This window comes from Nocardioides mesophilus (genome assembly GCF_014395785.1).
GTDB classification, from domain to species: domain Bacteria; phylum Actinomycetota; class Actinomycetes; order Propionibacteriales; family Nocardioidaceae; genus Nocardioides_B; species Nocardioides_B mesophilus.
This window is the reverse complement of the sequence record NZ_CP060713.1, coordinates 1,385,980-1,407,989: the sequence shown is the minus strand read 5'-3', so window position 1 is coordinate 1,407,989 and position 22,010 is coordinate 1,385,980. Positions and strand designations below refer to the sequence as shown.

22 protein-coding genes and 1 pseudogene are annotated in these 22,010 nt (G+C 71.8%); 11 read left to right on the top strand and 12 right to left on the bottom strand.

What is annotated here, in order from left to right; translation table 11 throughout:
* Positions 1 to 4 precede the first annotated feature (4 nt).
* Positions 5 to 790: a hypothetical protein gene (locus H9L09_RS06735; RefSeq protein WP_187579909.1), complete on the bottom strand. Its 786-nt coding sequence runs from the start codon at positions 788 to 790 to the stop codon at positions 5 to 7.
* A 260-nt stretch (positions 791 to 1,050) separates the two neighbouring features.
* On the opposite strand from H9L09_RS06735, the pseudogene H9L09_RS06730 reads away from it, so the two are divergent.
* The 6 genes and pseudogenes from H9L09_RS06730 (at position 1,051) to H9L09_RS06705 (ending at position 6,684) form a co-directional block, all read left to right on the top strand.
* Positions 1,051 to 2,546: pseudogene (locus tag H9L09_RS06730) on the top strand (DUF1800 domain-containing protein).
* 11 nt (positions 2,547 to 2,557) lie between these two features.
* Positions 2,558 to 3,844, top strand: a complete 1,287-nt coding sequence (locus tag H9L09_RS06725) for a DUF1501 domain-containing protein (protein WP_187579907.1) — start codon at positions 2,558 to 2,560, stop codon at positions 3,842 to 3,844.
* 439 nt (positions 3,845 to 4,283) lie between these two features.
* Positions 4,284 to 4,487 (top strand): transcription antiterminator/RNA stability regulator CspE, encoded by a 204-nt coding sequence (cspE, locus tag H9L09_RS06720; RefSeq protein WP_028636594.1) that lies wholly within the window; start codon positions 4,284 to 4,286, stop codon positions 4,485 to 4,487.
* A gap of 184 nt (positions 4,488 to 4,671) precedes the next feature.
* Entirely contained in the window at positions 4,672 to 4,851 is a 180-nt protein-coding gene (locus H9L09_RS06715) for a hypothetical protein (protein WP_187579906.1), read from the top strand.
* 211 nt (positions 4,852 to 5,062) lie between these two features.
* Entirely contained in the window at positions 5,063 to 5,680 is a 618-nt protein-coding gene (locus H9L09_RS06710; RefSeq protein ID WP_223164233.1) for a DUF47 domain-containing protein, read from the top strand.
* Between the two features lie 2 nt (positions 5,681 to 5,682).
* Positions 5,683 to 6,684 (top strand): inorganic phosphate transporter, encoded by a 1,002-nt coding sequence (locus H9L09_RS06705; RefSeq protein WP_187579905.1) that lies wholly within the window; start codon positions 5,683 to 5,685, stop codon positions 6,682 to 6,684.
* A 12-nt stretch (positions 6,685 to 6,696) separates the two neighbouring features.
* Here H9L09_RS06705 and pstB read toward each other — a convergent pair whose 3' ends face one another.
* From pstB to H9L09_RS06680, 5 genes are all read right to left on the bottom strand, one after another.
* Complete coding sequence (gene pstB / locus H9L09_RS06700) at positions 6,697 to 7,476, bottom strand: phosphate ABC transporter ATP-binding protein PstB (RefSeq protein ID WP_187579904.1); 780 nt, start codon at positions 7,474 to 7,476, stop codon at positions 6,697 to 6,699.
* A complete protein-coding gene (gene pstA, locus H9L09_RS06695) occupies positions 7,401 to 8,576 on the bottom strand; it encodes a phosphate ABC transporter permease PstA (RefSeq protein ID WP_187579903.1) in 1,176 nt (391 codons plus the stop codon). Before pstA ends, pstB begins: the two co-directional genes overlap by 76 nt.
* Complete coding sequence (pstC, locus tag H9L09_RS06690; RefSeq protein WP_246456327.1) at positions 8,576 to 9,511, bottom strand: phosphate ABC transporter permease subunit PstC; 936 nt, start codon at positions 9,509 to 9,511, stop codon at positions 8,576 to 8,578. Before pstC ends, pstA begins: the two co-directional genes overlap by 1 nt.
* A 164-nt stretch (positions 9,512 to 9,675) precedes the next feature.
* A complete protein-coding gene (gene pstS / locus H9L09_RS06685; RefSeq protein ID WP_223164232.1) occupies positions 9,676 to 10,791 on the bottom strand; it encodes a phosphate ABC transporter substrate-binding protein PstS in 1,116 nt (371 codons plus the stop codon).
* Positions 10,792 to 11,070: 279 nt separating this feature from the next.
* Positions 11,071 to 11,967 (bottom strand): NUDIX hydrolase, encoded by an 897-nt coding sequence (locus tag H9L09_RS06680; RefSeq protein WP_187579901.1) that lies wholly within the window; start codon positions 11,965 to 11,967, stop codon positions 11,071 to 11,073.
* 68 nt (positions 11,968 to 12,035) lie between these two features.
* Between H9L09_RS06680 and H9L09_RS06675 the strand changes: the two genes are divergently transcribed.
* Entirely contained in the window at positions 12,036 to 13,121 is a 1,086-nt protein-coding gene (locus tag H9L09_RS06675; RefSeq protein ID WP_187579900.1) for a hypothetical protein, read from the top strand.
* A gap of 131 nt (positions 13,122 to 13,252) precedes the next feature.
* On the opposite strand, the gene H9L09_RS06670 is transcribed toward H9L09_RS06675, so the two are convergent.
* Together H9L09_RS06670 and H9L09_RS06665 are read right to left on the bottom strand one after the other, a co-directional pair.
* Positions 13,253 to 13,759: a CAP domain-containing protein gene (locus H9L09_RS06670; protein ID WP_187579899.1), complete on the bottom strand. Its 507-nt coding sequence runs from the start codon at positions 13,757 to 13,759 to the stop codon at positions 13,253 to 13,255.
* Between the two features lie 227 nt (positions 13,760 to 13,986).
* The gene (locus H9L09_RS06665) at positions 13,987 to 16,134 is read right to left on the bottom strand and encodes an RNA degradosome polyphosphate kinase (RefSeq protein ID WP_187579898.1); all 2,148 of its coding nucleotides are present in this window, start codon (positions 16,132 to 16,134) and stop codon (positions 13,987 to 13,989) included.
* A gap of 58 nt (positions 16,135 to 16,192) precedes the next feature.
* Between H9L09_RS06665 and H9L09_RS21950 the strand changes: the two genes are divergently transcribed.
* Entirely contained in the window at positions 16,193 to 16,573 is a 381-nt protein-coding gene (locus H9L09_RS21950) for a hypothetical protein (protein ID WP_246456326.1), read from the top strand.
* Positions 16,549 to 17,247 carry an alpha/beta hydrolase gene (locus tag H9L09_RS06660; RefSeq protein ID WP_246456325.1) on the top strand — a complete coding sequence of 233 codons (699 nt, stop codon included), beginning with the start codon at positions 16,549 to 16,551 and terminating at the stop codon, positions 17,245 to 17,247. Before H9L09_RS21950 ends, H9L09_RS06660 begins: the two co-directional genes overlap by 25 nt.
* Positions 17,248 to 17,322: 75 nt before the next feature.
* Here the strand turns inward: H9L09_RS06660 and mshD are convergent, their stop codons facing one another.
* Complete coding sequence (mshD, locus tag H9L09_RS06655; RefSeq protein ID WP_187579897.1) at positions 17,323 to 18,279, bottom strand: mycothiol synthase; 957 nt, start codon at positions 18,277 to 18,279, stop codon at positions 17,323 to 17,325.
* 35 nt (positions 18,280 to 18,314) lie between these two features.
* On the opposite strand from mshD, the gene H9L09_RS06650 reads away from it, so the two are divergent.
* Entirely contained in the window at positions 18,315 to 18,596 is a 282-nt protein-coding gene (locus tag H9L09_RS06650) for a hypothetical protein (RefSeq protein WP_187579896.1), read from the top strand.
* Positions 18,593 to 19,315 (top strand): hypothetical protein, encoded by a 723-nt coding sequence (locus tag H9L09_RS06645; RefSeq protein WP_187579895.1) that lies wholly within the window; start codon positions 18,593 to 18,595, stop codon positions 19,313 to 19,315. The genes H9L09_RS06650 and H9L09_RS06645 overlap by 4 nt, the downstream gene beginning before the upstream one ends.
* Here the strand turns inward: H9L09_RS06645 and H9L09_RS06640 are convergent.
* The 3 genes from H9L09_RS06640 to H9L09_RS06630 all read right to left on the bottom strand — a co-directional run bounded on the left by H9L09_RS06640 (position 19,235) and on the right by H9L09_RS06630 (position 21,967).
* Positions 19,235 to 20,311, bottom strand: coding sequence for a sensor histidine kinase (locus H9L09_RS06640; protein ID WP_187579894.1), 1,077 nt, complete (start codon positions 20,309 to 20,311; stop codon positions 19,235 to 19,237). The genes H9L09_RS06645 and H9L09_RS06640 overlap by 81 nt on opposite strands.
* Entirely contained in the window at positions 20,308 to 21,009 is a 702-nt protein-coding gene (locus tag H9L09_RS06635; RefSeq protein ID WP_187579893.1) for a response regulator transcription factor, read from the bottom strand. Before H9L09_RS06635 ends, H9L09_RS06640 begins: the two co-directional genes overlap by 4 nt.
* A 241-nt stretch (positions 21,010 to 21,250) precedes the next feature.
* Entirely contained in the window at positions 21,251 to 21,967 is a 717-nt protein-coding gene (locus H9L09_RS06630) for a winged helix-turn-helix transcriptional regulator (RefSeq protein WP_187579892.1), read from the bottom strand.
* Positions 21,968 to 22,010 lie beyond the last annotated feature (43 nt).

Below are 22,010 nucleotides of genomic sequence, written 5' to 3'. Positions count from 1 at the left end.
GCGGTCAGCCGATCTGCGCGTCGCCGCCGGCGCAGCCCGTCAACGGCGCGGGGCCGGCGGGCAGCGTGGACTGCGGGACCGGGTCGCCGGCCGCGTCGAGCACCCGCGACTCGACCTCGAGCGCGGTGCCGGCCGGCTGCGGCCCCAGCCAGGTCTGCAGGTGCGCGATGCCGTCGTGCGGCGCGGTGGTGAACCACGGCCCGGCCGCTCCGTCGACGACGTACCGCTGCTCGACGCGGGCCACCGCCCCGGACACCGCGAGCCAGGTGCTGGAGGTGTAGCCGGTCACCGCGTCGCCGTCGCAGTCCCAGGCCGATCGGCCGCTGGACAGGAACGCGACCGGCCGGTCCTCGGAGGCGGCCGGCACCGGCAGCTGGGCGGGCCGGTCGCTGCCGAACGCGTCGCACAGCAGCAGGTCGCCGTCGGCGTTCTCCAGCACCAGCACCGGGGTCGAGCCGGTGGCGCTGCGCTGCTGCATGCCGTAGCGCACCTGCACGGCGGTCGGGTCGGTGGCGAAGCCGGCCAGGCCGTCCAGGCAGCCGGTCACCGCGGCGGCATCGGCCAGGCCGAGGTCGAGGTCGATGCTGCCCTCCGCGGCGGCGGCCGGCCCGGTGCCCGAGGACCCGGTGGGCGCTGCGGAGGCGGGGCCGCCGGAAGCCTCGGGCCTCGCACCGTCCCGGCCCTCGCCCGGCTGCAGGAGCAGCGTGCCGCCGAGCAGCACCGCGCCCACTGCCAGCGCAGCCAGCAGCACCAGGACGGTGCGCCGTCGTGGCGCGTCCTGCATCGTCATGAGCCCCCCTCGGGTCGAGGTGTCGAACGTCGTGCGCCGCGGCCCCCCTGCGGCGCCACCCCGCCCCCCGGGGCCGACGTCCGTCACCAATGTAGCGGTGGTTACCCCTGCCGCGCCGCTGCCACACCTGCTGGTCCACCGCTGGGGCACCGGCGACGGCTCATGTCGGGCCCCGCGGCTGCCGATACTCCCTCGTGGGGACGTCCCGCGAGGGGACGCGGGCGGGGCGGAGCGCTCCGGGAAGCTCGAGGAGGTGGGCCATGCCGACGCACGACCTGGCGCTGCGGGTGCTGGGCGCGACGACGTACGCGCCGCGGCCCTATCGCGACACCAAGATGCCCGCGCCTTACGAGCTGCACCTGATGAACCGCCTGGGCTGCGGCTACTCCCGGTCGACCTGGCAGCAGATGCGCGACGCCGGTGGCGCCGCGCCGTGGCTGGACGCCCAGCTCCGACCCGGGTCGGTGCCGGAGACGTCGAAGGTCGCCGCGATCGAGAGCTGGTTCCCCGAGCTGCTCTGGTCCCCGACGCTGAAGTCCGAGCGCCAGCAGGCCAAGATCCGTGGCGCCTTCGAGCACGCCCGCGACCTCGGCTGCCGCACCATGCTGCGCCGGGTCTACTCCCGCCGCCAGGTCCTCGAGACCATGGTCGACTTCTGGTCCAACCACCTGCACATCCCGCTGGACGGCGGCTCGTGGTTCGCCGCGCGCTGCGAGTACGACGCGACGATCCGCGAGCACGCCCTCGGCCGGTTCGAGGACCTGCTGCTCGCGTGCACGCTGCACCCCTCGATGCTCTCTACCTCGACAACTTCCGCTCGATCAAGGGCGCCCCCAACGAGAACCACGGACGCGAGCTGCTCGAGCTGCACACGGTGGGCCGGGCCTCGGGCTACACCGAGGCGATGGTCAAGGACTCGGCCAAGATCCTGAGCGGCTGGACGGTCGGCACCACCACCGACTGGGCGGTCTTCTACGACCAGGCCAAGCACACCACCGGACCGGTCACCGTGCTCGAGTTCAGCGACGCCAACGCCGCCTCCGACGGCCGCGAGCTCGCCGAGCGCTACCTGCGCTTCCTGGCCAACCACCCGGCCACGGCGCGCACCATCGCCCGGAAGCTGGCGCTGCGCTTCGTCTCCGACACCCCCTCCGACGCGCTGGTCGAGGTGTTGGCCGCGACGTACCTCTCCTCGGGCACCGACATCACCGCGATGCTGCGGCAGCTGGTCATCCACCCGGAGTTCGTCGGCTCGGCGGGCCGGAAGGTCCGCAACACCGTCGACGACCTGGTGGCGACCGCCCGGGTGCTGCAGGTCGAGGTGCACACGCCGACCCGCAACGAGTCCTTCGCCCGGGCCATCGCCTATGCGCACAAGGGAATCCTGCTCTGGCAGTGGCCACGCCCCGACGGGGCTCCGGAGCGCAACGCCGACTGGGCGTCGGCCTCCCGGATGCTCGGCTCGTTCCGGATGCACTGGAACATGGCCGGCGGCTACTACCCGAAGGTCGACGCGACGTACAAGACGGCGCGCTGGTGGCTCCCGCAGCGACGGCTCCGGCTGGACGAGTACGTCGACCACATGTGCCGGATGGTGCTCGGCCGGGGGTCGACCTCCCGGGACCTCAAGGCGGTCTGCCAGGCCACCGGCCGCGCGCCCGGCGAGATCGTCACCAAGGACCATCCGCTCGTCCGCTACCTGTTCGTCCGGATGGTCGTCTGCCTCCTGGACTCGCCCTCCCACATGAGCCGGTGAAGGACCACACCATGGATCACGAGAACGGCGTCAGCGCCACCTGCTGCGCGGAGTTCGAGAAGTCCGCCGGGCTCTCGCGGCGCCGGTTCCTGGCCGGGATGGCCGCCGCCTCGGGTGCCGCGGTGGGCGTGCAGATGTTCGGCGACGCCGTCCGCCAGACCAGCTTCGGCGCGACCGTGGACACCAACGTGCTGGTGGTGATCAGCCTGCGCGGCGGCGTCGACGGGATGGGCATCGTCGTCCCGCACGGCGACCCCGGCTACTACGCCGCGCGGCCGACGATCGCGGTGCCGTCCAGCCGGCTTGTCGCCAAGGACGCGATGTTCGGTCTGCACCCGCAGATGGCGCCGCTGAAGTGGCTGTGGGACGCCGGCGAGCTCACCGCCGTCCAGGCGGTCGGTCTGCCGGTGCCGAACCGGTCGCACTTCCTCGCCATGGAGGAGGTCGAGGACGCCGACCCGACCTCGAGCGTGCGCCGTGGCTGGGTGAACCGGATGGTCGGCCTCGGGGGTGGCGAGAAGCCCTACGAGGCGGTCAACTTCGGTGGCTCGATCACGCCGACGGCGCTGGTCGGGCCGGCGCCGACGTTGTCGACCAGCGACCTGGACGGCGTCACGCTCACGGGCACCACCAACGGCTACGGCTCCCGTCGTCGGGCCCAGCTCAGGACCGTGTGGGGCAGCGACCCCGGACCGCTCGGCGACGCGGCACGATCCGCCCTCGCCACGGTCGGCGACCTGGCCCCGATCGTCGCGACGACGTACAAGCCGGCGGTGGTCTACCCGCGCGGCTACCCCTCGGCCGGCCTCTCCGACGCGCTGCAGGACACCGCGCAGCTGATCAAGGCGCAGGTGGGCACCCAGGTGGTCTCCATCGACTACGGCAGCTGGGACATGCACAGCGACTACGGCACGCTGGACTACGGCGAGATGCAGTCGATGGTGGGCGGTTTCGCCGCGGTGGTGAACGCCTTCATGCGCGACCTCGGCACGCTGCGCTCGCGGGTCACCCTGGTGACGATCAGCGAGTTCGGCCGCCGCGTCGCGCAGAACGGCAACCGTGGTCTGGATCACGGCTGGGGCAACATGATGCTGCTGATGGGCGGCGGGGTCCGGGGCGGGCAGTACCACGGCAGCTGGCCCGGGCTCGGTTCCGGATCGCTGGTGGACGGCGACCTCGCGGTGCGCACCGACTACCGCGACGTGCTCGCCGACGTCCTCGAGGCGCGCTTCCCCGACCGGTCGCTGGCCGAGGTGTTCCCGGGCTTCGTGCGCAACCGGGTGGGGGTCATGCGCTGACGGCCCCGGCCGCACCCGGTCCGGCCGCTCCCGCTCCCGGTCCGATCGAGTCGGCCGAGGCCGAGGCCGGGGGTAGCCCGGCGAGCAGCGGCTCAGGTGCCTGCATAGCCCCTCGAGCCACCTTCGGCGCCCCGTCCGGGGCCATCCAAGGTCCGGTTCGGGCCCGCCCGGGGTGCCCCCGCGGGCACGACACCGCGGCGACACGCAGGGTTTACCCAGACTTCGGAACCCCCACTCGGCATTGCGCCCGGATCTTGGTACGCTCGTCGTGCAGCAGGTGCAAGTTCCACAGGTCTTCCAAAGGTTGACTGCCGCGGAGTTTGTGATCCGACGGCGTTTTCTCTTGAGTCATTGCTTGAGGGGGCACGGCGTTTCACCGCATCTGTCGCGGGGCCGCCGAGGTGGTGGTCCCAAGCCCCATCAGTAGGAGTAACTCAGCATGGCTCAGGGCACCGTCAAGTGGTTCAACGCCGAAAAGGGTTTCGGCTTCATTGCGCAGGAGGACGGCGGCGACGACGTCTTCGTGCACTACTCCGCCATTCAGAGCCAGGGCTACAAGTCCCTGGACGAGAACCAGAAGGTCGAGTTCGACGTCACGCAGGGTCCCAAGGGCCCGCAGGCGGAGAACGTTCGCGCCATCTGATCGGCACAGCTGCCTCAAAGGCACTAGCGAGGGCCTCGACGGGTAACCGTCGGGGCCCTCGTGGTTTGTCCGAATTGACTATGGGTAGGACCAGCGGGGTCGGCCACAATGAACCTCACTACTCGGTTTGCACGGCCGGCGGATGGGAGCCAGCATGATCTCGGGACGCGGAGGGAGCGGTCTCATGGACGACAAGTTGGACGTTCCCCTCGAAGACGCTGAACTTCTTGCAGAGGTCGAGCTCACGACCAACCTGATCATCGCCGCCAGTGAGTCCGACGAGGTCCTGGACCAGGACGAGGTCGACCGCCTGCTCGGTGTCGAGCACCCGTCGATCCCGGCGCAGAAGGTCCGCGACCTGTGACCTCGCTCTCGCGCTGACGACGCGCGAGAGGCTTCGGGACCGATCTTCTGGGCTCCGCCCGCCCCTGACCTCGCGCTCCGTACGCGAGCCGGTCCCGGCGTGCCTCGCGCCCGGGTCGGGCGAAAGGTCCCGATCGTGGTGCGGTTCGCGGTTGGCGAGGCTGTGCCCCTAGCATGTTCCACGGTTCTCTTCCGTTCACCAGGAGTTCGCTGTGGCCCTGCGTTTCCGTCCCGTCGACACGTCGTTCTACGACCTCTTCGCCCAGCTGGCCCAGCACCTGGTGGGAGGGGCGGCCCTGCTCGCCGAGATGCTCGGCGACGGCAACGACCGCGTGGGAATCGCCCAGCAGATGCGTGACGCCGAGCACGCGGCGGACGAGTCGACCCACCAGCTGATCCGGCGGGTGAACACGACGTTCGTCACGCCGTTCGACCGCGAGGACATCTACGCGCTCGCCTCCGGCCTCGACGACGTCATGGACTTCATGGAGGAGGCCGTCGACCTGGTCCTGCTCTACGAGGTCACCACCCTGCCCTCGGAGCTCGCCGAGCAGGTCGAGGTGCTGCAGCGGTGCGCCGAGCTCACCGCGGAGGCGATGCCGCGGCTGCAGACGATGAAGAACCTCGAGGAGTACTGGATCGAGATCAACCGGCTCGAGAACGCCGGCGACAAGTCCTACCGGCGGATCCTCGCCAAGCTGTTCAGCGGCCAGTACGAAGCCCTCGAGGTCCTGAAGCTCAAGGACGTCGTGGACTCGCTCGAGGCTGCCGTCGACGCGTTCGAGCGGGTGGCTAACATCGTCGAGCAGATCGCCGTCAAGGAGTCCTGAGCGTGGACCTCGCGATCGTCATCGCGGTCGTCGTCGTTGCCCTCGTCTTCGACTACACCAACGGCTTCCACGATGCCGCGAACGCCATCGCCACCTCCGTATCGACCCGGGCACTGACACCCCGGGTCGCTCTTCTGATGGCAGCGGTCATGAACTTCGTCGGCGCCTTCCTCGGCCAGGAGGTGGCCAACACCGTCGGCAGCGTGATCCAGCCGGAGTCGGGGACCCACGGCCTGGTGGTCGTGATGGCCGGTCTGGTCGGTGCCATCTCGTGGAACCTCGTGACCTGGTACTACGGCCTGCCGTCCTCGTCGTCCCACGCCCTGATCGGTGGCCTCGTCGGCGCCGCGATCGCCTCCGGCTCGCTGGTGCAGTGGAACGTGATCCTGGACAAGATCGTGATCCCGATGATCGCCTCGCCGCTGGTCGGCTTCGCCGCCGCGTTCGCGGTGATGCTGGCCATCATGTGGATCTTCCGCCGGCGCAACCCGCACCGGGTCAGCCGCGGCTTCCGGCTCGCGCAGACCGTCTCGGCCGCCGCGATGGCGCTCGGCCACGGCCTCCAGGACGCGCAGAAGACCATGGGCGTGATCTTCCTGGCGCTGCTGACCGGCGGCTACGTCGCCGAGTCCGACCCGCTCCCGGTGTGGGTGATCCTGGCCGCGGCGAGCGCGATCTCGCTGGGCACGTACTCCGGCGGATGGCGGATCATGCGCACCCTGGGCCGCCGGATCATCCACCTCGACCCGGCCCGCGGCTTCGCCTCCGAGGCGGTCGCCGCGTCCGTGCTCTACACGACCGCGTTCGTGTTCGAGGCCCCGATCTCGACCACCCACACGATCACCTCGGCCGTGATGGGTGCCGGCGCCACCAAGCGTTTCTCCGCCGTCCGGTGGGGAGTGGCGCGCTCCATCGTGACGGCCTGGGTGCTCACCTTCCCGGCCGCCGGCGCCGCGGCCGCGCTGGTCTACCTCGCGCTGCGCTACGTGTTCCAGCTGCCGTAGCGCGCCGCGGGATCAGCCGAAGCGACCCGAGATGTAGGCCTCCGTGGCCTCTTCGTCGGGGTTGGAGAAGATCTTCCGGGTCGGGTTCATCTCGACCAGCCGACCGGGCTTGCCGGCCGCGGACAGGTTGAAGAAGCCGGTGTCCTCCGAGACCCGGGCGGCCTGCTGCATGTTGTGGGTCACGATCACGATCGTGTAGTCCGACTTCAGGTCGTGGATCAGGTCCTCGATCGCCGAGGTGGAGATCGGGTCGAGCGCCGAGCAGGGCTCGTCCATGAGCAGCACCTGCGGCTCGACGGCGATCGCGCGGGCGATGCACAGCCGCTGCTGCTGGCCGCCGGAGAGGCCGCCGCCGGGCTTGTTCAGCCGGTCCTTGACCTCGGTCCACAGGTTCGCGCCGCGCAGCGACCGCTCCACGAGGCCGTCGGCCTCTGCCTTCGGCATCCGCTTGCTGTTCAGCCGGGACCCGGCCAGCACGTTCTCGTAGATCGACATCGTCGGGAACGGGTTCGGCCGCTGGAAGACCATGCCGACCATCCGTCGTACCTCGACCGGGTCGACGTCGGCGCCGTAGAGGTCCTGGCCGTCGATGACGATCTTGCCCTCGACCCGGGCGCCGGGGATCACCTCGTGCATCCGGTTCAACGACCGCAGGAACGTCGACTTGCCGCAGCCGGAGGGCCCGATCAGGGCGGTCACGGAGCGGGCGGGGATGGTCATCGAGACACCCTCGACGGCCTTGAAGTCGCCGTAGTAGATGTCGAGGTCGGAGACGTCGATGCTCTTGGCCATGTCAGTTCCTCACGGGGTCGTTCAGCGACCGGTCTTGGGGAGAAGTAACGCCCGAGTGCCCGGGCCAGCAGGTTCAGCGTCATCACGATCGCGATCAGCACGAGCGCGGCCCCCCAGGCGCGCTCCTGGCCGAACTCGGGTGGGACGCCGGGCTGCATGTAGGAGTAGTAGGTGAACACCGGCAGCGTCATCATCCGCTCGCCGAACAGGTTGAAGTTCACCGAGTCGGTGGACCCGGCGATGATCAGCAGCGGCGCGGTCTCGCCGGCCACGCGGGCGACGGCGAGCATGATGCCGGTGATCAGGCCGGCCATCGCGGTCGGCAGCACCACCTTGGTGATGGTGCGCCACTTCGGCACGCCGAGGGCGTACGACGCCTCGCGGAGGTCGTGGGGGACCAGCTTGAGCATCTCCTCGGTGGAGCGGACCACGATCGGGATCATCAGGATCGACAGCGCCACCGCGCCGCCGATGCCGACCCGGACCCCCGGCCCGAAGAACAGCACGAACAGCGCGTAGGCGAAGAGGCCGGCCACGATCGAGGGGATGCCGGTCATCACGTCGACGAGGAAGGTGATGATCCGCGCCATCCGGTTGCCGGCGCCGTACTCCACAAGGTAGATCCCGGTGAGCAGCCCGATCGGCACCGACATGAGGGCGGCGGCGCCGGTGATCAGCAGCGTGCCCATGATGGCGTGGTAGATGCCGCCGCCCTCACCGACCACGTTGCGCATCGAGTAGGTGAAGAACTCAGCGGAGAGCGCGGGCACGCCGTTCTTGAGCACGGTCCACAGCAGCGAGAGCAGCGGGATGACCGCGAGGCTGAACGCGACCCAGACCAGGGTGGTGACCAGCCGGTCGGTCGCGGCGCGCCGGTTCTCCACCAGGCGGGACCAGACGGGCAGTGCGACGCCGTACAGCAGCACCGCCAGGCAGGCGAAGGCCACCGGGCCCCAGCCCATCAGCACGACCAGCAGGCCGGCGGCGGCCGCGGCGACGACCGCCACGAGGAGAGGGGCCCAGCGCGGCAGCTTCGCGTGCGTGAGCGGCAGGTGCGGCGACTGGTCGGCCTCGGCGCGGCGGCTCTCGACGGTGGTCATCAGGACACCTTCCGGTCGCTGCGGGCCACGATGGCGCGGGCGGCGAAGTTCACCGCGAACGTGATCACGAAGAGCACTAGGCCGCTGGCGATCAGCACGTTCACGCCGAGGCCGGTCGCCTCGGGGAAGCCGTTGGCGATGTTCGCGGCGATCGTCGACGGGCTCAGCGTGGAGATCAGGTCGAAGGTGATGATCCGGTTCGCCGAGAGCACCATCGCCACCGCCATCGTCTCGCCGAGCGCGCGGCCCAGGCCGAGCATCAGCGCGGAGATGATCCCGGAGCGGGCGTAGGGCAGCACCGCCATCCGGATCATCTCCCAGCGGGTCGCGCCGAGGGCGAGCGCCGCCTCCTGGTGCAGCGACGGGGTCTGGGTGAACACCTCGCGACAGATCGCGGTGATGATCGGCAGCGCCATGATCGCCAGCACGACCCCGGCGGTGAGGATGGTCCGGCCGGTGTCGGAGGCCGGCCCCTCGAAGAGCGGGATGAAGCCGAGGTACTTCGCCAGCCAGGCGTACAGGTCGCCCAGGAACGGGCCCAGGAAGGCCAGCCCCCAGAGGCCGTAGACGACGGAGGGTACGGCGGCCAGCAGGTCGATCAGGTAGCCGACCGGCTTGGAGAGCCGCCGCGGCGCGTAGTGGGAGATCACCAGGGCGACGCCGAGCGAGAGCGGCGCCGCGATCAGCAGCGCGATCACCGCCGAGAGCAGCGTGCCGAACAGCAGCGGCCAGATGTAGGCGACCAGCGAGCTCGCGCCGCCCATGTCGTCGGCGGGGGCGCCGATCGCCGGTAGCCCCTCCGCGGTCAGGAAGACCGCCACGCCGGCGAGGGCGAGCACCATGGTCAGCGCCGCCACGCGGGTCGCGCCCGCGAAGACAAGGTCACCGCGGCGCTGTCGCGTGCGCCTCGGCTGAGAGGTCGTGACGGTAGCCACTGTCTCCTCGTTCCTTCAGTTCGTCTGGTCCGACCGGGCTCCGTCGCTGACCCTACGGCCACCGTCCGTGACCCCGGTCACGGCACTGCCCGGTGAACGGGCTTGGTCCGCGCCGACAGCGGTTGCTGTCGGCGCGGACCGTGTTCCCCCGTGCTGTGGGTGCGTCAGCTCTTGGCGGAGATCCCGTCGATGATGCCCTGGGCCTCTTCCTGCAGCGAGTCCGAGAGCGGCGCGGAGCCGGCGGTGTCGGCCGCGGCCTGCTGGCCCTCGTCGCTCACGACGTAGGTCAGGTAGCCCTTGACCAGGTCGGCGGTCTGCTGGTCGTCGTAGGTCTGGCAGGCGATCAGGTAGGAGGTGAGCACGATCGGGTAGGCGCCGGACTCGGTGGTGTTCCGGTCCAGGTCGACCGCCATGCTGACGTCCGAGCGGCCCTCCACGCGCGGGGAGATCTCGAGCACCTTGGCGGCAGCCTCGGCGCTGGGGCCGACGTACTCGTCGCCGACCTTCACCTCGGCGACACCGAGGTCGCCGGCCTGGCTGGCGTCGGCGTAGCCGATCGAGTTCGAGCCGTTCTGCACCGCGGACACGACACCCGAGGTGCCGTTGGCGGCCTCGCCGCTCTTGATCGGCCACTCGCCGACCTCACCGTAGGTCCAGACGTCCGGGTCGGCCGCCGAGAGGTAGGAGGTGAAGTTGTCGGTGGTGCCGGAGTCGTCAGCGCGGTGCACCGGGTTGATCGCGGCGTCCGGGAGGTCGGCGTCCGGGTTCGTCGCGGTGATCGCCGGGTCGTTCCACTTGGTGATGTCACCGGCGAAGATGCCGGCGACCGTGGCGGGGTCGAGCTTCAGCTCGTCGACGCCGTCGAGGTTGTAGATGAGCGCGATCGGGCTGACGTAGTCGGGGATCTCGATGGCGGGCTCGCCGTTGCAGCGGTCCTGCGCGCCCTTGACCTCGCCGTCCTCCTCGCTGAGGTAGGCGTCGGAGCCGGCGAAGGCGGTGCCGCCGGCGATGAACTGCTCGCGGCCGCCGCCCGAGCCGACCGGGTCGTAGTTGACGGTGACGTCGGGGTTGGCCTGCTGGAAGCCGGCCTGCCAGGCTCCCTGGGCGGCTTCCTGCGCGCTCGATCCGGCCCCGTTGAGGGTTCCGGAGAGGCTGCTGTCGCTGCCGCCCTCGGCGCCGGCGGCAGGCTGCTCGTTCGCTGCGCCGCACGCGGTGAGGCTGAGGCCGAGAGCCAGGAGCGCGGCGGGGGCCGCGAGCCGGCGGATGGAAGTGGTGTTCACTTCAAGTCTCCTGTGATCTGTTCCGAGACACGTTGAGTTGCTTACGTGGCCGAAGTTAGGGACCGCAGGTGAAGCGACCGTCCGCACCGGGTGAACGGAGGGTGAACGCTGCGCGCCGTTTGGGCTACGGCCGGCGAGCGGGCAGACGGCCGGCACGTGAACAACGGCGTGTCGCCGTGCCATCGTCGCAGGTCAGCCCCGTGTCAGCCCCGGGTCAGGCTCGGTCAGCCCCCGGGTCAAGCCACGGGTCAGCCCGGGGTCAGCGCCGTGCGGGCCGGCTCAGCTGCGGAGGCCGGCCTCGTGCAGCTCGACGGCGACCACCTCGGTGCCGCGGTGGTGGACGACTAGCATCCCGGCGGTCTCCAGCCGCCGCGGCGGCAGCTCCAGGGCGGCGAGCACGTGCGGCAGCACCGGCCGGTGGGTGCACAGGACGGCCGGCCGCTTGGAGTCCATCAGGTCGGCCACGACCGTGGCGACGCCGTCGGCGGTGGCGTCCTCCTCCGACAGCGCGTCGGTGACCTCGAGGTCGGTCTCGGTGACGTGGGCGTAGGGGGCCAGGCTGGTCCAGCACCGGCGGCTGGAGGAGCTGACGATCCGGCGGACGCCGTACGCCGCCAGCATCGGGACCAGCTCGTCGGACTGCCGCTCGCCGAGGTCGGTGAGCGGCCGCTCCCGGTCGTCGGCGGTCCAGCTGCGCCGCGGCCGGGCCTTGGCGTGCCGCAGCACGACCAGCGGGGTGGTGCGTCGCGGCGCCGCCAGGAACTCCTCCAGGGTCGCCCGATCCAGGTCGCGGGTGAGCTGCTTGGCGGCGTCGTCGGCGTCGAACCAGTCGAGCTCGTCGATCTCGGCGTTGCGCTGGTAGCGGGACAGGTCGTCGTGGCCGACCGGCCGCCCGACCCAGTAGTGCACCCGCTTGGGGCGCACGGTGCCGTTGCCGACGAGGTACTGCTGGTCGCTCAGCGGGGCCTCCAGCCGGACGTCGAGCCCGGTCTCCTCCGCGATCTCGCGCACCGCGGCGGCGAGGGCGTGCTCGCCGGGGTCGAGCTTGCCCTTGGGGAACGACCAGTCGTCGTACTTGGGCCGGTGCACCAGCAGCACCTGCGGACCGCGGGGGCCTTTGCGGGCGACGACGGCACCGGCCGCCACGATCTCCTGGTCGGTGTCCGGGGTGCGCACGGGGTTAGTCTCACACCACCCCGGCCGATGGTGGGACGACGAGGCCGCAACCGGAAGGCGGGTCCAGCGTGCAGAGACGGGCCCGGGTGCTGGTGACCGGTGTCGCGACGCTGGCGCTGGTGGCCGTGCTGGTGGCGGCGGGCCTGGTCGCCCGGCGCCTGCTGGACCGGCCCGACGACCTCGAGCGGGCGGTCGGCACCCTGCCCCAGGACGTGCTGCGCGCGACGTACACCGACTGGGCGGCGGTGCGCTCCGCCGCCGGCGGCGAGGACCTCGACGCCGGCTCCGCGCCGCGGCAGGTCTCGGCCTTCCTCGACCGGGCCTTCGAGCAGGACCTGACCTCCACCTCGGCGCTGGCCGGGTCCACCTACGCGCTGGAGCACCGGTTCGGCTTCTCGCCGCTGGAGGCTCGCTGGGAGGCCCTCGGGCAGGGGGAGCAGGGCCAGGTGGTGGTGCTCGCCTTCGACGACGGCACCGACCTGGGCGGTGTCGAGCGCCGGCTCCGCACCCTCGGGTACGCCGAGCCGGCCGGAGGAGCCGGGAGCGGGGGCACCTGGGCCGGGTCGGCCGACCTCGTCGCGGCGCTCGACCCCGAGCTCACGCCGGTGCAGCAGAACGTCGCGGTGCTGCCGGAGGACGGGCTGGTGCTGATGTCGGACGCCCCCGGGTCGGTGTCCGCCGCCGCGGAGGTGGTGCGCGGCGACGCGCCTGCACTCCGGGCCGACGGGGTGGTGGCCGCGGTCGCCGGCGGGGCGCCGGTGACCGCGGTGCTGTGGGCCGGCGACTTCGCCTGCGCGGACGTGTCGATGGCGCGCGCCGACGAGGAGGACCAGCAGGCGGCCGCGGCGCTGGTGCGGGAGGCCGGCGGCGTGCACCCGCTGACCGGGCTGCTGATCGCCCGGGAGGCCGACGGCACGCTGGGCGTCGCGATGGCCTTCGAGTCCGACGAGCAGGCCTCCGAGGACCTGCAGGCCCGGGTCGACCTCGCGGCCGGGCGGGCGGTCGGTCAGGGCGGGTCGTTCACCGACCGGTTCCGGGTGAGCGCCGGTGAGGCCGACGGCCGCGTGGTGCGGCTCGAGCTCACCCCGCGGCCCCGGGCCGGCTTCGTGTTCAGCGACATCACCAGCGGCCCGCTCCTGTTCGCCACCTGCTGAGCCCGCCGCGCCTGGCTGGCCCGCCGGGAACGCGACGAAGCCGCTCCCGGGCAGGACCGGGGGCGGCTTCGTCTGGGTGGGTGCGAGCCGGTGGTGCCGGGTCCGACGCTCGTCGGGTGCCGGCGGGAGGGTCAGAGCTTGACGAAGTTCGCGGCGGTGAGCCACTGGCCGTGGCTGTCCACCATCGACCCGATGCCGACCCGCTGGGCGTACTTGGACAGCAGCACCGCCCGGTGGCCGGGGGAGTCCATCCACAGGTGGACCAGCCGGCGGGGGCTGATGTTGCCGCGGCCGAGGGTCTCACCGGCGTAGTAGGCGTTGCAGGCGTCGAGCACGTGGCCCATGTCCTGGTGGTAGAACTCGTCGGTGTCGGCGAGGTGCTGCGACCACTTGGTGGCCGTGCGGGTCGCGCACTTGACGAAGGTCAGCTGGGACATGCCGTGGGCGGCGCGCTCGTGGTTGATCCACGACCGCACCTTCTTCTCGTAGGTGTCCGGCGTCCAGCGCGTCGCGATCGACTCGCTCGCGGTGGCCGTCGAGCTGGTGGCCATGACGAGGCCGGCGGCGACGAGGGTCGTCGCCAGCACCGCGGCGACCGTCGTGAGGGCGTGACGCATCCATGCGTTGGCAGCAGTCATCACTGAGGCCCCTCCCAAGGCCTGGTGAAGGTGGTCGTCGGCTGTGCCTCCCAGCAAGCCGCTGACTCCCACGCTTCGGTGGGTAACGTCGACATCTGTGGTGAACTCACGGCGACCTGCACGGGTGCGGCGGCAGGTTCCGTCACAGGGAGGTTCGGCGTCCCCGGAGCGGCACTTGAGGGTTCATCGACACTTTTTACGACAACCCGCTCGTTGGCGGGCGAACCTCACGAAGGCGACGAGCTCCGGCGGCGGCGCTTGGTGGCGATCAGCGTCGACTGCAGGTCGCGCAGCGCGGTGCCGTCCTCGGCCCGGTGGTGGCGGGTCCAGGTGCCGTCGGCCTCGAGCCACCACGACGCCGTACCGTCGTCGAAGGAGAGGTCGAGCAGCCGGCCCACCTCGTCGACCTGGCGGCTGCCCGGCAGCTCGACGAGGGCCTCGACGCGGCGGTCGAGGTTGCGGTGCATCAGGTCGGCCGAGCCGATCCAGGTGCGCGGCGCTCCGCCGTTCTCGAACCAGAAGATCCGGCTGTGCTCGAGGAAGCGGCCGAGGACCGAGCGGACGCGCACGGTCTCGGAGAGCCCGGGGACGCCGGGCTTCAGCGCGCAGATCCCGCGCGTGAGCAGGTCGACCGGCACGCCGGCCCGCGAGGCGCGGTAGAGCGCGTCGATGGTGGCCTCGTCGACGATGGAGTTGGCCTTGATCCGGATCCGGGCGGGCCGGCCGGCGCCGTGGTGGACGATCTCCTGCTCGACCTGTGCGAGCAGCCCGCTGCGCACCGAGTCCGGGGCGACCAGCAGGTTCTCGTAGGTCGCGTTGCGGGAGAAGCCGGAGAGGTTGTTGAACAGGTGCGCGACGTCCTCGCCGATCCCGTCGTGGGCGGTGAGCAGCCCGAAGTCTTCGTACATCCGCGCGGTCTTGGGGTTGTAGTTGCCGGTGCCGATGTGCACGTAGCGGCGGATCCCCTCCGGCTCGTCGCGGACCACCATCGCCAGCTTGCAGTGCGTCTTCAGGCCGACCAGGCCGTAGACCACGTGGCAGCCGGCGTGCTCGAGCTTGCGCGCCCAGCGGATGTTGGCCTGCTCGTCGAAGCGGGCCTTGATCTCCACGAGCACCAGCACCTGCTTGCCGGCGTCGGCGGCGTCGACGAGGGCGTCGATGATCGGGGAGTCGCCGGAGGTGCGGTAGAGCGTCTGCTTGATCGCCAGCACCTGCGGGTCGGCGGCGGCCTGCTCGATGAAGCGCTGCACCGAGGTGGCGAACGAGTCATAAGGGTGGTGCAGGAGTACGTCGTTGCGCTTCAACGCCTTGAAGACGTCGACCGGGGAGGCCGACTCGACCGGCGCGAGCTGGGTGTGGGTGGACGGCACGAACGCGGGGAACTTCAGCTCCGCCCGGTCGATGTCGGCGATGTCGTTGAGACCGCTGAGGTCCAGCGGTCCGGTCAGCCGGACCACCTCGGCCGCGGAGACCCCGAGCTCGCTGACCAGCAGCTCGAGGATGTGGTCGTCCATGGTGTCCTCGACCTCGAGGCGCACCGGCGGACCGAACCGGCGGCGCAGCAGCTCCTTCTCGAGCGCCGCGAGCAGGTTCTCCGCGTCGTCCTCCTCGACCTCGAGGTCCTCGTTGCGGGTGACCCGGAAGGTGTGGCTGCCGAGCACCTCCATGCCGGGGAAGAGTCGCTTGAGGTGCTCGGCGATGACGTCCTCGAGCGGCACGAACCGCAGCTCGCCGACCGGCACGAACCGGTTGAAGATCGGCGGCACCTTCACGCGGGCGAAGTGCTCCTTGCCGGTCTTCGGGTTGCGGACCAGCACCGCGAGGTTCAGCGACAGCCCGGAGATGTAGGGGAACGGGTGGGCCGGGTCGACCGCCAGCGGGGTCAGCACCGGGAAGACCCGGTCCCGGAACAGCTTCTTGCAGTGCCGCTGCTCCTCGCGGTCGAGCTCGGCCCAGCGCAGCACCTCGATCTCGTGCTCGGCGAGCAGCGGCACGATCTCCTCGCGGAACACCGTGGCGTGCCGCTGCATCAGCGCGCCGGTGGTGGCCCAGATCCGGTCCAGCACCTCACGGGGCATCAGCCCCGAGGCCCCCGGCACGGCCACGCCGGCGGCGATCCGGCGCTTCAGGCCGGCCACCCGGACCATGAAGAACTCATCGAGGTTGGTGGCGAAGATGGCCAGGAACCGGACCCGCTCCAGCAGCGGCACGCTCGGGTCCTCGGCGAGCTCGAGCACCCGGGTGTTGAAGTGCAGCCACGACAGCTCCCGGTCGAGGAACCGGTCCTCGGGCAGGTCGACGGCAGCGAGGTCGTAGGGAGGCTCTATCTCGAAGGTCTCTTCGGGAACCACGGACAACGGCCGGTCGACGGTCATACCTGCATCGTGACACCGCCACGTGAACGAGTGGTAACGCTCCGGGTAGGTTGCCCGCATGGCACCCCCTGCGCCCGCCCGTCTCGAGGCTGCCGCCTTCCGGGCCCTGATGGCCCTGCCGGAGCCGTTGATGCGCCGGCTCGCCGGCCGCCCGGTCGTTCTCGACGGTCAGGTGCTCGACGTCGAGACCCAGTGGCTGCTGCGGCTCAAGGAGGTGCTGCGCGAGGCCTCGGCGGAGACGCTGCCGGTCGAGCACGGCCGCCGGGCGATCGTGCGGCAGTCCCGGCTGGCCGGCAGCGGCCTGCCGATCGGCACCGTCGAGGACCTCCGGTTCCCCGGCGCCGAGGGTCCGCTCGCAGCCCGGCTCTACACCCCCGGTCGCGGCTCGGCCGGGCGGAGCGCTCGCCGCTGCTGGTGTTCCTGCACGGCGGCGGGATGATCTACGGCGACCTCGAGAGCCACGACGGCCCGTGCCGGCTGCTGGCCGAGCGCGGCGACGTACGCGTGCTGGCGGTGGACTACCGGCTCTCGCCCGAGCACGTGTACCCGGCCGCGGTGGACGACAGCTGGGCGGCCTACCAGTGGGCGGTCGAGCACGCCGACGCGCTGGGCGCTGACCCGGCGCGGATCGCTGTCGGCGGCGACTCGGCCGGCGGCTACCTGTCGGCGGTCGTCGCGATCAAGGCCGCCGAGGCCGGTGTGCCGTGCCGGTTCCAGCTGCTGGTCTACCCGGTCACCAACTTCGCGGACCCCTCCGGCAGCCGCTCGATGTTCGGTCGCGGGTTCTACCTCACCGACGAGTTCATCGACCTCGCCGACGAGCTCTACCTGCCGCCGGGGACCGACCGGCGCGACCCGTTGGTCTCGGTCGCCTACACCGAGAAGCTCCCCGAGGGCCTCGCCCCGGCGCTGGTGGTGACCGCCGGGTTCGACCCGCTGCGCGACGAGGGCGAGGCGTGGGCTCGCCGGCTCTTCGACGAGGGCCTCGAGGTGTCGCTGCGCCGCTACCCGGGCTTCATCCACGGCTTCTTCAACGTCGTCGGCGCCGGCCGGACCCAGCGGGCCGCGGTCACCGAGATCGCCGACCGGCTGAAGTCCGCCCTGCACGGCTGACCGGCCGCCGCCCTCGGGCCGCCGCCGGCAGTGGGCGCGGTCGCGCCGGCAGTCGCGGGGGCGCCGGCTCGCCGATCAGCCGCGGCGGTACTGGACGTGGGTGTCGGCGTCGGCGTGGCTGAACCCCAGCCGCTCGTAGACCGCCCGGGCCGGCGCGTTGTCGGCCTCGACGTAGAGCAGCACCTCCGTGAGCCCGCGCCGCGCGAGGTGGTCCAGCCCGGTCCGGGTCAGCAACCGGCCGAGACCCGAGCCCTGCGCGTGCGGCGACACTCCGACGACGTACACCTCCCCGATGCCGGGGGACTCGTCGTGCACCTTGGTCCAGTGGAAGCCGATCAGGTTCCCCCGGTCGTCGGACGGCTCCGCGACGAAGAAGCCGCCCGGGTCGAACCACGCCTCGGCCATCCGCTGGTCGAGGTCCGCGCGGGTCATCCGGCCCTGCTCGGGGTGCCCGGCGAAGGCCTCGGCGTTGAGCGCGAGGAAGGCCTCCTCGTCCTGCCCCGGCACGAACGGGCGTACGTCGATGCCGTCGATGTCACGCAGCGGCGGCAGCTCCTGCGACGTGGGGCGCCTCATCACCCACAGGTCGCGCACCCGCTCGAAGCCGTGGCCGGCCGCCAGCGCCGCCGCCCCCGGGTGGTTGCCGTGGGCCCAGGCGTTGACCGGCAGCCGGTCGGTCCCGGCCAGCGCCGCCTCGACCAGTGCCGTGCCCAGGCCGGTCCGGCGGTGCGCCGGGTCGACCGCCACGTCGAGGGCGAGCTCGCCGGCCTCGACGTGCAACCAGGCGAAGCCCTCGGCCGGTGGGTCGCCCAGCCACAGCGAGGAGCCGGCGAGTCCCTCGTGGCGCAGCCGGAGCAGCGCCGCCTCGTCGAGCGGCGACGCCCCGTCGGTGCTGGTGGCGGCCTCGAGGGTCGTCCGCAGCCGTGCCGCCGGCCCGTAGTCGGCGGACCAGTCGAAGTCGTCCAGCGCGACCGGGGTCACGTGGCCGGCCCTGGCGGTGTCGTCGGTGGCTGCCGGCTCGGTGGGACCCATGCGCCCCACCCTAGGTTCTCCGGGGAAGAGGCGAGATGGACCTGCTGAGCGTGCTGGCCCTGGTGACGGTGTTCCCGTGGGCCGGCCTGGCGTTCCTGCTGTGGATGGCCCGGCTCGAGGACGGGCTGCCGGCGGCGGTGCGGCGCGCGGAGCGCTCCCCGGAGCCGCCGCCGGTGCTGGCGATCCCGGTTCAGCGCGCCACCTCGCCCGGGGAGACCCCGCCTGCCGGGCGGCCGCAGCGGAGGACCAAGGTCATCGAGGCTGCCTACCTCGGTCCGCTGCGGCACCGGGGCGACGCGGCCAGCCTGGAAGGGTGAGCTGGCAGCACGCGCCCCTGCGGGACTGGACGATCACGGTGACGATCGGTGAGCTGGTCGGCTTCACGGTGCCCGCGACCGTGGCGGTGCTGCTGCACGACGGGTCGGGTCTGCCGCTTCTCGTCGCCATGGTGGCCGCCGGCGCGGTGGAGGGCGCCCTGCTCGGCCTGTCCCAGGCCCGCGTCCTGCGCGGGGTGCTCCCTCGGCTGGACCGGCACCGCTGGATCGGCCTGACCGCCGGGTCGACGGCTCTCGTCTGGCTGCTCGGGCTGGCGCCGAGCACGTTCACCGAGGTCTGGCGCTCCTGGCCGACGGCGCTGGTCGGCACCCTGGGAGCGGTCGGCGTCCTGGTGATGCTCCTGTCCATCGGGACGTTCCAGTGGCTGGAGCTGCGCCGGCACCTCCAGCGCTCGGGTGTCTGGGTCGGTGTCACCGCGCTGGCCTGGATGCTGGGGCTGCTGACCTTCATGGCCGTGGCCGCCCCGTTGTGGCACGCCGGTCAGCCGGTGGTGCTGATGGTGCTGATCGGTGTGCTCGGCGGGGTGGTGATGGCGCTGACGATGGCGTTCTCGACCGGGCTCGGGCTCCGGGGCATGCTGCGCGGTCAGGTCTCGGGGCCGGCGCGCCCCGCGGTGGCGTCAGAGCAGCAGTGGGGAGCGCGTCATGACCAGGGCGCCGCCCTCGCGCGACCGGCCGGCGAGCACCCGCCCCCGCCGTGAGTCGAGGATGTCCTGGACCAGCCCGATCCCGAGGCCGGTCCGGGAGAGCGGGTCGGGCTTCGCCGCCTCCACCGGGACCTCCCACGTGCGCGAGGAACGGGAGTTGATCCGCCGCGCGACCTCGTCGGTGAGGCCCGGTCCGGAGTCGGCCACCCCCATCCACAGCTGACCGTCGTGGCGGAAGGCCACCAGCCGCACCGTGTCCTCCTCGCGGGTGTAGCGCAGCGCGTTCTCGATCAGGGTGTCCAGGCAGGCCCGCAGCCGTTCGGGTGAGGCGCTCACCGAGCCGGCGCTGGTCTCGACGAGCCACCGGCGCGCCGCGACCGAGGACCACCGCTGTGCGGTCTCCTCGAGCAGGTCGTCGATGTCGACGGGCGAGCGCGGCAGCGGGTCCTGCAGCCGGATCATCCGAAGCAGCCGGTCCCCGGCGCGTGCCAGCCGGCCGAGCTCGTCGCGTACGACGCTCAGGTCGGCGAGCCGGTCCGGCCGGTCCTCGCGCTCGTAGAGCAGGTCGACGTACCCGGAGGCGATCGTCAACGGGGTGCGCATCTCGTGCGAGGTGAGCCGACCGAGCCATTCCCGCCGGGTGGCCGCGGTGGCCGCCCGCTGTGCCAGCGTGACCGCGGTGCGCGTCACGGCGGCACGTCGCTGGACGTGCCAGACGACCAGCAGCGCGAGCACGAGCATCAGCGGGATCTCGGTCGTCTCCTCCCAGTTCATCGCGCCGTCAGCCGCCCGGGCGACGAGCACTCCGCCGGTGAGCACGCTGATGACGGTGAGCGAGATCAGCGTCCTCGGCACCGGCCACGGCTCGAAGCCGTAGGCGAGCGCGAAGGTGATCCAGACCAGGTGGTAGGGCACCACCTCCGCGCCGGGCGTCGTGCACATCCACCAGAAGCAGACGGCCGACACCGCCAACCACGGGACCAGGAGCCGCTGGGCGGGGCGCGGGAAGCCCGAGGGCTCCGCGAGCTCCGCCCCGGAGATCGTCGTCACGCCGCGTCGAAGCAGTACCCGACCGACCGGACCGTCTCGACCGGGAGCTCGCGGAGCTTGCAGCGCAACCGGCGCACGCAGGCCTCGATCACGTTGGTTCCCGGGTCGAAATCGAGCCCCCACACGCTGTGCAGCAGCTCGGTGCGCGAGCACACCTCGCCCTGGCGTCGCATCAGGTGCGCCAGCAGCGAGAACTCGCGTTCGGTCAGGCTGACCTGCTGGCCGCGGTGGTGTGCGCGGCGCCGGTCGAGGTCGAGCTCGATGCCGCCGGCGACCAGGAACCGGCCCTCGGGCTTTCTCCGCTGCTCCGGCACCCGTGGGATCGTGGCGGGCACCGCTCGCGCGGTCAGGTGGCGCCTTACCCGGGCCACCAGCTCCGCGCTGTGGAACGGCTTCCCGACGAAGTCGACCGCGCCGAGGCCGAACGCCTCGACGCGCGCGGAGACGTCCGAGACCGCGGAGAGCACGATGACAGGCGTCGTCGAGCCCCGCGCGTGCAGGTCCATCAGGACCCGCATGCCGTGACTGTTCGGCATCACCAGGTCCAGCAGAATCAGGTCGACGTCTCGCCGCGCCAGCGCCTGCAGGGCCTGCAGGCCGTCAGTCGCGGTGACCGTCGTGTGTCCCTCCGAGGTCAACATCCGGGTGAGCATCTCGCGGATGCGCTCCTCGTCGTCGACCACCATCACTGTGCTCATATCAGCCCCCCAAAGACTTCCCTCGAATATGGCCCCATGTCGGGCAGGGACAAACGAGGGGAGACGCAGAATTACCCGATCGGCGAGGTCTGCTGCACCCAACGACCTACTCCGGTCCCTGCTCCGACTCACCCGGTCGGGCCCGGTGAGGTGGCCCGGTTGTCATCGGGAGGACCGAGGTCCCACCGGTGGGGGTCACCGTCCATGTCGCCGCCGTCGGCGGCCGGCACCGCCCGGGGCCTCAGCGGTCGGCCGGCTCCCGCTCCGTGGCGGTCTCCTTGGGCGGCAGGACGAAGCGGTAGCCGACGTTGCGGACGGTGCCGATCAGCGTCTCGTTCTCGGGGCCGAGCTTGGCGCGCAGCCGCCGGACGTGCACGTCGACGGTGCGGGTGCCGCCGAAGTAGTCGTAGCCCCACACCTCCTGCAGCAGCTGGTCGCGCGTGAACACCCGGCCGGGGTGCTGCACGAGGTACTTCAGCAGCTCGAACTCCTTGAACGTCAGGTCCAGCGGCCGGCCGCCGAGCTTGGCGGTGTACGTCGCGTCGTCGACGCTGACCTCGCCGGAGCGGATGATGTGCGCCTCGGGGTTGTCGGCGTCCCGGCTCGCGGCCAGCCGGCCGATCGCGAGCCGGATCCGGGCGTCGACCTCGGCGGGGCCGGCGGTCAGCAGCAGCACGTCGTCCATGCCCCAGTCGGCCGCGGCCACCGCGAGGCCGCCCTCGGTGAGGATCAGCAGCACCGGGCTGTCCGAGCCGGTGGTGCGGATCAGCCGGCACAGGTCGCGGGCGTGAGCGAGGTCCTGGCGCCCGTCGACGAGGACGAGGTCCACCTCCGGGGCGTCGAGCAGCGCGCTGCCCTCGGCGGGCAGGATCTTCACGGAGTGCGACAGCAGGGCAAGGGCGGGCAGCACCTCCGCGGAGGGCTGGGTCGTGCTCGTCAGCAGCAGCAGGGCGCTCATCGCACCTCCCGGACGGGGGCTCTCGGGGATCAGCCTCCGGCTC

Excerpts from the sequence above, each read along its gene's own strand:
- H9L09_RS21950 (WP_246456326.1), top strand. The coding sequence starts at position 16,193 with ATGGCACCCCCTGCGCCCGCCCGTCTCGAGGCTGCCGCCTTCCGGGCC.
- H9L09_RS06725 (WP_187579907.1), top strand. The coding sequence starts at position 2,558 with ATGGATCACGAGAACGGCGTCAGCGCCACCTGCTGCGCGGAGTTCGAG.
- H9L09_RS06670 (WP_187579899.1), bottom strand. The coding sequence starts at position 13,759 with ATGACTGCTGCCAACGCATGGATGCGTCACGCCCTCACGACGGTCGCC.
- mshD (WP_187579897.1), bottom strand. The coding sequence starts at position 18,279 with ATGGGTCCCACCGAGCCGGCAGCCACCGACGACACCGCCAGGGCCGGC.
- pstA (WP_187579903.1), bottom strand. The coding sequence starts at position 8,576 with ATGACCACCGTCGAGAGCCGCCGCGCCGAGGCCGACCAGTCGCCGCAC.
- pstB (WP_187579904.1), bottom strand. The coding sequence starts at position 7,476 with ATGGCCAAGAGCATCGACGTCTCCGACCTCGACATCTACTACGGCGAC.
- cspE (WP_028636594.1), top strand. The coding sequence starts at position 4,284 with ATGGCTCAGGGCACCGTCAAGTGGTTCAACGCCGAAAAGGGTTTCGGC.
- H9L09_RS06635 (WP_187579893.1), bottom strand. The coding sequence starts at position 21,009 with ATGAGCACAGTGATGGTGGTCGACGACGAGGAGCGCATCCGCGAGATG.
- H9L09_RS06735 (WP_187579909.1), bottom strand. The coding sequence starts at position 790 with ATGACGATGCAGGACGCGCCACGACGGCGCACCGTCCTGGTGCTGCTG.
- H9L09_RS06630 (WP_187579892.1), bottom strand. The coding sequence starts at position 21,967 with ATGAGCGCCCTGCTGCTGCTGACGAGCACGACCCAGCCCTCCGCGGAG.
- H9L09_RS06665 (WP_187579898.1), bottom strand. The coding sequence starts at position 16,134 with ATGACCGTCGACCGGCCGTTGTCCGTGGTTCCCGAAGAGACCTTCGAG.
- H9L09_RS06715 (WP_187579906.1), top strand. The coding sequence starts at position 4,672 with ATGGACGACAAGTTGGACGTTCCCCTCGAAGACGCTGAACTTCTTGCA.
- H9L09_RS06650 (WP_187579896.1), top strand. The coding sequence starts at position 18,315 with ATGGACCTGCTGAGCGTGCTGGCCCTGGTGACGGTGTTCCCGTGGGCC.